This is a genomic window from Cellulophaga baltica (assembly GCF_018861125.1).
GTDB classification, from domain to species: Bacteria; Bacteroidota; Bacteroidia; order Flavobacteriales; family Flavobacteriaceae; genus Cellulophaga; species Cellulophaga baltica_A.
This window is the reverse complement of sequence record NZ_JAHKQN010000013.1, coordinates 768992-779478: the sequence shown is the minus strand read 5'-3', so window position 1 is coordinate 779478 and position 10487 is coordinate 768992. Positions and strand designations below refer to the sequence as shown.

At 31.6% G+C, this 10487-nt stretch carries 7 protein-coding genes; 5 read left to right on the top strand and 2 right to left on the bottom strand.

The window, feature by feature from the left end:
* The coding region (locus KO500_RS06085) for an HYR domain-containing protein (protein ID WP_215955609.1) at positions 1-3544 on the bottom strand (3544 nt) is incomplete at its 3' end.
* 318 nt (positions 3545-3862) lie between these two features.
* Complete coding sequence (tatA, locus tag KO500_RS06080) at positions 3863-4054, bottom strand: twin-arginine translocase TatA/TatE family subunit (protein ID WP_289847644.1); 192 nt, start codon at positions 4052-4054, stop codon at positions 3863-3865.
* 181 nt (positions 4055-4235) lie between these two features.
* Here tatA and KO500_RS06075 point away from each other — a divergent pair, with 181 nt between their 5' ends.
* The 5 genes from KO500_RS06075 to rfbB all read left to right on the top strand — a co-directional run bounded on the left by KO500_RS06075 (position 4236) and on the right by rfbB (position 10483).
* The gene (locus KO500_RS06075; protein WP_215955608.1) at positions 4236-5105 is read left to right on the top strand and encodes a M23 family metallopeptidase; all 870 of its coding nucleotides are present in this window, start codon (positions 4236-4238) and stop codon (positions 5103-5105) included.
* Between the two features lie 8 nt (positions 5106-5113).
* A complete protein-coding gene (locus KO500_RS06070; RefSeq protein ID WP_215955607.1) occupies positions 5114-6610 on the top strand; it encodes a GH3 auxin-responsive promoter family protein in 1497 nt (498 codons plus the stop codon).
* A 71-nt stretch (positions 6611-6681) separates the two neighbouring features.
* Positions 6682-8367 (top strand): DUF6909 family protein, encoded by a 1686-nt coding sequence (locus tag KO500_RS06065; RefSeq protein ID WP_215955606.1) that lies wholly within the window; start codon positions 6682-6684, stop codon positions 8365-8367.
* A gap of 8 nt (positions 8368-8375) precedes the next feature.
* Positions 8376-9428 carry a hypothetical protein gene (locus KO500_RS06060; RefSeq protein ID WP_215955605.1) on the top strand — a complete coding sequence of 351 codons (1053 nt, stop codon included), beginning with the start codon at positions 8376-8378 and terminating at the stop codon, positions 9426-9428.
* 2 nt (positions 9429-9430) lie between these two features.
* Positions 9431-10483: a dTDP-glucose 4,6-dehydratase gene (gene rfbB, locus KO500_RS06055; protein WP_215955604.1), complete on the top strand. Its 1053-nt coding sequence runs from the start codon at positions 9431-9433 to the stop codon at positions 10481-10483.
* Positions 10484-10487 lie beyond the last annotated feature (4 nt).

The following is a 10487-nucleotide window of genomic DNA, read 5'->3' as shown; positions in this document are numbered from 1 at the left end:
AATAAGAAGTATTGCCTACGGTTGCTGTACTTGGTGTTGGAGCTGTTGAGCTTCCTGTTCCTCCCGTGGCTAAAGTATACCATAATAAATTTGTACCACTCGCTGTTAAGGCACTTGCCGTATCATTTTGACAATAAACTACAGGACTTGTTACACTTGGTGCAGTAGGTAATGAATTTATGGTAACTATTATTTCTGAACGTGGTCCTTCACAACCATTGGCATTCGTCTGACTTACATAATAAGAAGTATCACCTACCGTAGCTGTACTTGGCATTGGAGCTGTTGAGCTTCCAGTACCACCAGTTGCTGTTGTATACCATAATAAATTGGTGCCACCAGCTGTTAAAGCGCTTGCTGTATCATTTTGACAGTATTCAACATCTGAAACTGTTGGTGCACTTGGTAATGCATAAACTGTAACTACTAACTCTGAACGTGGACTCTCACAACCATTACCATTAGTTTGTGTTACATAATACGATGTTGTTCCTGAACTTGTCGTATCTGGTGTAGGTGCTGTTGCACTTCCTGTTCCTCCTGTTGCTACTGTGTACCATAATAAATTTGTGCCACCAGCTGTTAAGGAACTTGCTGTATCATCTTGACAATATTCAACATCTGAAACTGTTGGTGCACTTGGTTGTGGGTTTACTGTTACTACTATTTCTGAACGTGGTCCTTCACAACCATTGGCATTCGTCTGACTTACATAATAAGAAGTATTGCCTACGGTTGCTGTACTTGGCGTTGGAGCTGTTGAGCTTCCAGTACCACCTGTCGCTACTGTGTACCAAAGTAAATTTGTACCACTCGCTGTTAAGGCACTTGCTGTATCATTTTGACAATAAACTACAGGACTTGTTACACTTGGTGCAGTAGGTAATGAATTTGTGGTAACTATTATTTCTGAACGTGGTCCTTCACAACCATTGGCATTCGTCTGACTTACATAATAAGAAGTATCACCTACCGTAGCTGTACTTGGCGTTGGAGCTGTTGAGCTTCCAGTACCACCAGTTGCTGTTGTATACCATAATAAATTGGTGCCACCAGCTGTTAAAGCGCTTGCTATATCATTTTGACAGTATTCAACATCTGAAACTGTTGGTGCACTTGGTAATGCATAAACTGTAACTACTAACTCTGAACGTGGACTCTCACAACCATTACTATTAGTCTGACTTACATAATACGATGTTGTTCCTGAACTTGTCGTATCTGGTGTAGGTGCTGTTGTACTTCCTGTTCCTCCTGTTGCTATTGTGTACCATAATAAATTTGCGCCTCCAGCTGTTAAGGAACTTGCTGTATCATCTTGACAATATTCAACATCTGAAACTGTTGGTGCACTTGGTTGTGGGTTTACTGTAAGTGTTTTTTCTTCAGAAACTGCATCAAAACAACTTGCTATTGAACTAGAAGCTACTAATCTATAATTGGTATTATCAATTGACGTACTAGGCATTGTAACTGTAAGCGAGCTAGTTGAAGTATTGCTATAAGGGCTTGTATCACTTAAATCTACCCAATTAGCTCCGTCATAAATTTGCCATTGATAAGAATTTGCATTTGAAACAGTTGCTGTAAATACCGCAGTTTCATATTCACAAATTTCAATATCATTAGGTTGAACCGTAACCACCGGAGGGTCAGTAACTATAATTCTCAATCTAGTTCTTGTACTTTCACAATTTGTGGTAGTTTCAGTTTCAGTTACCCAATAATCAGTAGTACCTGATGTTGTTGTATCTGGAATAGTAGTTCCTGCTATTGTATTACCTCCTGTCGCTGCATCATACCACGTCAAATTAGCGCCCGTTTCAACAGAATTATCTAATTGTTCTGCACTTTCACCAACACAATAGTTAACTGTATTAGAATATAAAATTGGAGCTGTTGGTAGTGCATGAACGATAACCTCAACTTCTGTTCTTGGACTTACGCAACCAGTAAAAGAACTTACTTGCTCTACATAATAAAACGTACTTCCTGAACTAGTTGTATTTGGTGTTGGATCTGATGTATACATAGTGCCTCCTGTAGAAGCATCAAACCATTGCAAAGTATTGCCCGAATCTCCGGTAGCCACTAAAGGAACTGAAGTGTCACCAACACAATATTCTATTGGAGAATTTGAAGTTGGAGCCGATGGCAATGGATATTGTATTAAATCTATTGATATAAAAGTATCACTTGAACATCCGTTCGCATTTTCAGAATACACAGAATAATTTCTATATAACTCTGTACTAGACGGCGCCGTATAAGTTGTAGTATTTGAAGCTACAAGATTTCCAGAAGAATCGTACCAATTGGCTGTTTCCCCTGCTGTTTCATCAACGACAACTTCCATTTCTGGGATTGAATCACCTTCACAATATGTATATTCAGAAGCTCCAGTTGGAGCATTTAGATCATTAACTACAGTAATATTAAAAGAATCAAAAGTTAAATTATTATATGAATCGATTAATGTATATTTAATGGTAGTTGTACCAATTTCAAAATCATCACCACTAACTTTACCATTACCATCTGTTCTAATTGCTGATAGTTCTGATAAATCACAATCTGGATTACTTAAATTTGTAACAATTGTTCCTGGTAATAAAAGATCATCCAAATAAGCTACCTGACTAGTATTATTAAAAATACTTGAAGAATAATTAATTTCAATTTTATAATTACCTGTTAGTGTAAAAGGAATATTTTCTTGCTGAACATCAGTGTCTGAATATATTTCACTAAAAAAGTCTGCTTGTACCAAATTATCATCACCGTCATAAATATCTACATGAATTTCAGCATTATTACCAATTGTATTTATAGAATGTGAAAATGATATTTCACCTTCACCATTAAAATATAAAACTGGTGTTACTAAAGAACTAGTAAAAAAATCTGCAATTGATAACGAAGTAGCTTCATAATTATTGGTTCCGTTTATTTCTCCAGAAGTACTTATAGAAGATCTTGTAAGTTCATAACATTGATTTACTGATGACTCAAAATCCTGAAGAACAGGAGCATAACCTTCACCTGCTGGACAGTTATCAGAAACTTCAGGTTCATCCCATGAATATGAAGCCGTACAAGTATTCGGATCTGCTGTTAATGTAACATCAGCAGGAAAAGTACTAAAAACAGGATCTTCATTATCTTCTACTTCAACATTAAATGTACATATTCCTATTTCACCGGCAGCATTTTCTGCTCGGTAAACGATTGCGGTAGTACCAGGTAAAATATTATCACCAGGTTGATAATTGCTTGTTACTGAAACAGCATCTGAAGAAGCCGTTGGCTCGTTCCACGTAACAGTTCCTCCACATGTACCAGCAGTGTAAGTTACTTGCACATTTAACGAACTTGCATCACATCCTGTAAAAGTTGGTGGAGCAAATTCCAAAATTGAATTTTCATCGGTAAAAACATTATTTTTTTCTCCTGAAAAATCAGTAAATTTTATAAATGAAAAATGTATAAATGAGACAACTACAATTAATATATACCGATATAGTATGTTTACCCTTCTATTCATATATTGTATATTTTTCAACCTTATTTATTATTTACAATAAATTGAAAAAGCAAACTGCTACAAATTTTATTGTATGGTTATAACGCCAAAAATAAAATGCATGATATACAATAATTTTTCTTTTGTTGTGAAAGAGTTAAATATGTAGTTTAAATGTTAAAAAAATGTTGTTTCCTACAAATAAAAAAAGCAATAAATCTATATTTTATAGATGCTAATCGATAAAATACACAAATATATTATCGAAATAAAAAGTTAAAAAAAGAAAAAACCCACGAAATTTCGTGGGTTTTTAATAGTAATTAAATATTATATTTATTATTTCTTTTCTTCTATTTTATCAGATTCTTCCTCTTCTTTTGTGGCATCTTTAAATTCTTTTATACCACTACCTAAACCACGCATTAATTCAGGAATTTTTTTGCCACCAAAAAGTAATAATACAAGTACTACAACTATTGCAATTTGCCATGGACCTACCATTCCTAAAAATATGTTTGAAGCTGTCATAATTTATTTTTTATAAAAAACAAATTTACTAAAAAAGTATGATATGCATTGTTAATATTTTATTTAAAATATAAGCAAATAAACATAACATAATTTGGGTTTTGTACATTTATAAGTGTTTATTAGCAAAATTTAGAACAGTTTAGAACAAAATAGAATTCAAACCTTATATTTGTCTGGTATGGCTAAAAAAGGAAAAAAAAGGAAAGAAATAAAACGAAAACTTTTACATAAGTATCGTTTGGTCATCCTAAATGAAAATACTTTTGAAGAAAAAATTTCTTTTAAACTTAGTCGTTTAAATGTTTTTGTAACTGGTTCTTTATTTATAATTGTTTTAATCGCATTTACAACATTGCTAATAGCGTTTTCCCCTTTAAAAGAATATATTCCTGGATATTCATCAACCAAATTGAAAAAACAAGCTACTGAGCTTACTTATAAAACAGATTCGTTAGTAACAGTACTGAATTATACCAATAAGTATTTAGATAATATTCGCATGGTTTTAAATGGTGACATATCTAACACAAAAATAAATAGAGACTCTTTGTTTGAACAGTTTAAGCTTGATCCTTCAAGTATAGATTTAACTCCTATAAGAGAAGATTCTATTTTAAGGGCACAGGTTGAGCATGAAGATAAATATAATTTATTTGAAAAGAATTCAGCCAATGTGAACCTTCTTTTATTCCCACCCATTAATGGTAATATTACTGAGGAATTTAACCAAAAAAATAAGCACTTTGCTATAGATATTGTTGCTGTAAAAGAAACCCCTATTAAAGCTGTTGCTAATGGAACTGTAATTTTTGCCGAATGGACTTCAGATACTGGATATGTAATTATTTTAGAACATACTGATGGATTATTATCCGTTTACAAGCATTGTGGATCTCTAAATAAAAATCAAGGAGATTTAGCAAAAGCAGGAGAAGTAATTGCAAGTGTAGGAAATACAGGAGAACTTACAACAGGACCTCATTTACATTTTGAACTTTGGAATAATGGTAGCCCTGTAGACCCACAAGATTATATCGATTTCAAATAATAGTAACTATGTCAATAAAATCGTTAGCTGCTAAGATTTTTGCTAAGCGCATCGCAAAAAAAACAAAGAAATGGGTTGAAAATCCTATAGCAACTCAAGACAAGGTTTTTCTTTCATTAATCGAGAAAGCAAAAAATACTGAATTTGGTATTGATCATAACTTTAATACAATTAAAACACATTCAGATTTTGCTAAGAACGTTCCGGTAAGAGATTATGAAGATTTAAAAAATTACGTAGAAAAAGTGGTTGCTGGTGAGCCAAATATTTTGTGGCCAAACAAACCTGTATATTTTGCTAAAACTTCAGGTACAACTTCAGGTGCAAAATATATACCAATTACAGATGAATCTATTAAATATCAAGTAGAAGCTTCTAGAAATTCGATTTTAAATTATATTGAAGAAACTGGTAATGCAAATTTTGTTACTGGTAAAATGATCTTTTTACAAGGGAGTCCTATTCTTCATGAAAAAAACGGGATAAAACTAGGCCGGCTTTCTGGTATTTCAGCGCATTATGTTCCCAATTATCTCCAAAAAAACAGATTACCAAGCTGGGAAACTAATTGTATTGAAGATTGGGACACAAAAGTGAATAAAGTTGTTGAAGAAACTATTAATGAAGATATGACTATTATAGCTGGCATACCTTCATGGGTACAGATGTATTTTGAAAAATTAAATACCGCCAGTAATAAAAAAATTGGTGACCTATTTAAAAACTTCAATCTTTTTATTTATGGAGGCGTAAACTATGAACCCTATAGAGCTAAATTTGAAAATTTAATAGGTAGAAAAGTTGATAGTATTGAGCTTTTCCCAGCAAGTGAAGGCTTTTTTGCATACCAGAATTCACAAAAAGAAAAAGGTATGCTTTTACTTTTAAATTCAGGTATTTTTTACGAATTTATAAAGTCTGATGAATTTTTTAATGACAACCCAAAACGAATTACAATTAAAGACGTAGAGGTTGGCATAAACTATGTAATGATTATATCAACTAATGCAGGTTTATGGGCTTACAACATTGGAGATACCATTCAGTTTATTTCCTTAAAACCTTTTAAAATAATTGTTTCCGGAAGAATTAAACATTTTATTTCTGCTTTTGGTGAGCATGTAATTGGTAAAGAAGTCGAAGTGGCAATGCAAAAAGCTATTGAAAGCTCGACTGCCAGAGTAAACGAATTTACAGTTGCGCCACAAATTACTCCTAACGAAGATGAGTTACCATATCATGAATGGTTTATAGAATTTGAAAAAGAACCTGAAAACATATTAGATTTCATATCAATTTTAGATCAAACTTTACAAGAACAAAATAGTTACTATTTTGATTTAATAGATGGTAAAATATTACAAACACTTAAAATTACTATTATAAAAGAAAACGGATTTAATGACTATATGAAATCTATTGGCAAACTTGGTGGACAAAACAAAGTACAACGTTTATCAAATGACAGAAAAGTTGCAAATGGTTTACAGGCTTTTATAAAATAACTAAAGATGTTATCTTTATAAGGTTTTAAATAACCGTAAAAAATATTGTAGCTTTACATAGAAATTAATACATGAATAAAACAATTATAACTACAAGAGCGCAGGAATCTACAAACGCAATTGAACGTTTGTACATTACCATGCGACACTTATTTAATCGAGGATTTTATAAGCCAATGGGTGTTTCAGGTGAAACACTAAGAAATGCATTACTACAATTAAGACCCGAAATATATGGTACTATTGCCGAAGAGAAATCTGAGTTAAACGGATTAATTTATGTGCTTGAACGTTTACCAGAAGGTATCGAGCAATGTACTTATATTAATTTAACTTCAGATGAAGGATACGGAAAATCACATTTTAAAGCAATTGTTCCTCCAAAAAGACGCAGAAACTGCTACAGAATAGATGATGAGCAAATGAATATTGAGATCACTAGAGGTAGATCTGATATTTATGACATTCTTACACATTTAACCTTTCTATTTATTGAATCTTTTAAAATTGCAGATCGCGTTTTAATTGAAGAAACAGGAAAAACAATACGAGATTGGGATAAGCTAAAAAGTACTTTAGAAAAAGACAAACTTACACAAGCGGAAAGAGAAATTGCTATAATTCATACAGCAAATATTTTAGGCCGTTCTTTTGAAGAAATATCTGAAGTATACCATAATTTCGCTTCAAAAAAGAACCCTGATCGCTTTTTACATATTATCTACTGGCTAGGCAAATTAGCTATTGAAGAAGAATTAGATGGAAACAAAAGAGCCATCACATTCACTCCATTACTAAGGGAGCGTCTAGGGCACCACATACATGGTGAGCGATGGGCAAATTCTATTAAGGAAATACTTCATACTGCAAATTTATTAGAGCGACCTATACACATTATAAGTGCAAATATGCACAGTGTTATGAACTCTTTATATGCAAGAAAAGCACTCTCTAAAGAATTTCCTAAGACTGACAATTTAGATATTTTTGAAAACTTAAGTTCATCTGAAAATTCAGATTTAAGAAAGAAAGTAATTTCTTTTGCTACCAAAAACGGAATGATTAGTATAGATGATGCTTCGGGCACCAATATTGATGTTCAAATTTTTGATACAGCAAAATTAACAGATAGCACTTGTAGTTTTAAGTTTTCAGAAGAAAAAGAAAGTCAGAAAAAACCCATTATATTTGTAATGGATTATGCGTTTGGCGAACAGGCATATGAAACTATTGACGAATTACTGCGACCTTTTAAAACAAAAGATGGTAAAGAAATATTTTTAGATATTGAATCTATTTCAATAATGGGAAAAGCAGGTATTTTAGAAGGTGGCAAAGGTGATTTAATGATTCCTTCCGCTCATATTTTTGAAGGTACTGCGGATAATTACCCATTTAAAAATGAACTTTGTGCTGAAGATTTTGAAGGAAATGGCTTAAAAGTATTAGAAGGCACAATGGTTAGTGTATTAGGAACATCATTACAAAACAAAGATGTTCTAAAGTTTTTCCAAGCATCAACATGGAATGTAATTGGTTTAGAAATGGAAGGTGTTCACTACCAAAAAGCAATACAATCTGCATCTAAAATACGTAAAAGTATTAAGGAAGATGTGAAAGTTAGGTATGCATATTATGCCTCAGACAACCCTTTAGAGACAGGTAGTACATTAGCTTCTGGTGGTTTGGGAACTACAGGAGTAAAACCAACATATTTAATTACAGATAAAATTTTAGAACAAATATTTAATTCTTAATAAATATAATGAACAATCAACCTCAGTCACCTCAATCTTCATCAGAAGAAATAGATCTAGGGCAACTATTTCAATTAATTGGAAATGCTTTTAAAAAGTTATTTAATTTTATTTCTAATATATTTAAAGGTGTTTTCGATTTACTAATCACACTTTTGTTTTTTATTCAAAAACAATTTATAAAACTAACTATTGTCGGCATTATAGGTTTAGCTATAGGTATTTATTTAGATATGAATAAGGAGCCTAAATACATATCTTCAATGGTAATTGAACCTAATTTTAATAGTGTACAACAATTGTATAATAATGTCAGCTTTTATAATGAATTAGCTGAAGCAGAAGACTCAACTGCGTTGGCTGAAGCATTAGATATTTCTAGCAAAGAAGCTATAACTATTAAAAAATTTGAAGTAGAATCATATTCCGATGATAATCAAAAAGTATTGTTATTTGATAAGTTTGTTCGCAGTTTAGATACTACTACTCAAAGGGCTATTGATATTGAATCTTATTTAAAAAACTTTAACTCACTTGACGCTAGGTTTCATACTGTTTCAGTTACTGCAACAAGTAACAGTATAGCTAAAAAAATTCAAAACCCAATAATTAACTCTATTGACAGAAATGAATATTTCAATCTTCAAAAACAAACAAGTGATAAAAATATTGAATTTCAAGAAGTAATATATAACAAACAACTTTCTGAAATAGATTCTCTACAAAAACTATATAAAACGGTACTTATAAAGCAAGCTGATAAACCAATGCAGGGTACTAATATTAATTTAGGAGGCGAGGGTAAGTCTGAAAATAAAGAATTGGCTATAATAAACGAAAGAGATTTACTAAAACAAAGTCTTGTCGAACTTAATGAAGAACGCGCAAATAAATCAAGCATATTGAATGTAATTTCTGCTTTTCCTAGAAAAGGAGTTGAAATTAAAGGCTTATTCAAAAGTTATAAATTCCTTATCCCTTTATTCTTAATTGGAATGACACTTTTAATTCTTTCACTACAATCATTAAACAATTACCTAAAGACTCATATAAAAAAATAAGTATGAAAATTCTAATTACAGGAGGAGCAGGTTTTATTGGATCTCATGTAGTTCGCAGAATGGTTAAAAGATATCCAAATTATCACATTTACAACTTAGATGCTTTAACATATGCAGGTAATCTTGAAAACATAAAAGATATTGAAAGTTTCAAAAATTACACTTTTATTAAGGGAGACATTACTAATGCTGAATTTTTAAATTCATTATTTCTTAAATATAAATTTAGCAGCGTAATACACTTAGCTGCAGAATCTCACGTTGATAGGTCAATTATAGATCCGCTTGCTTTTGTTAAAACAAATGTAATAGGTACAGTAAATTTATTGAATGCCTCAAAAGAGTTATGGAAAGACGATTTTACAAATAAATTGTTTTATCACGTTAGCACAGACGAAGTTTATGGATCATTAGAAAATTGTGGTTTATTCACAGAAAATACATCTTATAAACCTAACTCACCTTACGCGGCTTCAAAAGCAAGCTCTGATCATTTTGTAAGAGCTTATGGTGAGACATATAATTTACCTTTTATAATATCTAATTGTTCAAATAATTATGGCCCAAATCATTTTCCTGAAAAATTAATCCCTCTTTTTATAAATAACATAATTAATAAGAAATCTTTACCAGTTTATGGAGATGGTAACTATACAAGAGATTGGCTCTATGTTGAAGATCATGCCAAAGCAATTGACTTAGCATTTCATAAAGGTAAAACAGGAGAAACTTATAATATTGGTGGATTTAACGAATGGAAAAATATTGACTTGGTAAAATTGCTTTGTAAACAAATGGATACTATATTAAACCGTCCAGGTGGTGAAAGTAAAAAACTGATAACCTTTGTGAAAGATAGACCAGGCCATGATTTACGTTACGCAATTGATGCAACAAAGATAAATGAAGAGCTAGACTGGAAGCCATCAGTAACTTTTGAAGAAGGATTATTAAAAACTATTAATTGGTATTTAGAAAATCAAGAATGGTTGAAAAATGTTACATCTGGCAGCTATGTAGAATACTATTCTAAAATGTATAATCAAAAAGCATAAATCT

What these genes read in the sequence shown, in the direction of transcription:
- KO500_RS06070 (WP_215955607.1), top strand. Translation starts at nt 5,114, where the DNA reads ATGTCAATAAAATCGTTAGCTGCTAAGATTTTTGCTAAGCGCATCGCA.
- rfbB (WP_215955604.1), top strand. Translation starts at nt 9,431, where the DNA reads ATGAAAATTCTAATTACAGGAGGAGCAGGTTTTATTGGATCTCATGTA.
- KO500_RS06065 (WP_215955606.1), top strand. Translation starts at nt 6,682, where the DNA reads ATGAATAAAACAATTATAACTACAAGAGCGCAGGAATCTACAAACGCA.
- KO500_RS06060 (WP_215955605.1), top strand. Translation starts at nt 8,376, where the DNA reads ATGAACAATCAACCTCAGTCACCTCAATCTTCATCAGAAGAAATAGAT.
- tatA (WP_289847644.1), bottom strand. Translation starts at nt 4,054, where the DNA reads ATGACAGCTTCAAACATATTTTTAGGAATGGTAGGTCCATGGCAAATT.
- KO500_RS06075 (WP_215955608.1), top strand. Translation starts at nt 4,236, where the DNA reads ATGGCTAAAAAAGGAAAAAAAAGGAAAGAAATAAAACGAAAACTTTTA.